We start from the raw sequence: 274 nt of genomic DNA on the forward strand, positions 1-274 counted from the left end.
TAAAGCGACTCTCCAGAAGATGCTGCTTCATCTCCCGATAGCCCACTTCTATCTCCCATCGATGGGCATATAAATCCGCTATCTCTGCCCCCGGATAACGCAATGGGTCCGTTAATGACGTCAAAATGGAAACCGACTTACCTTTTATCGTCTTCGTCAGTAAGCGAGCTTCAATATTGTCAGGCAGCATAGGCCACTTCTTTCTGGCTTGAGGCGTGGTGGTTAACCGCACCAGTTGGTCGTGTTTTCCTAAAGAGCGTACCACTTCATATTG

Annotated in this window: 1 protein-coding gene; it reads right to left on the reverse strand. The window is 48.2% G+C overall.

The genetic code is table 11. The annotated features are described in order from the left end of the window. The coding region (locus tag ACMHXE_RS11800; RefSeq protein WP_413732300.1) for a transposase at nt 1-274 on the reverse strand (274 nt) is incomplete at both ends.

It is taken from the genome of Shewanella sp. BJSY2023SW007 (assembly GCF_047314525.1).
Classification (GTDB): Bacteria; Pseudomonadota; Gammaproteobacteria; order Enterobacterales; family Shewanellaceae; genus Shewanella; species Shewanella chilikensis.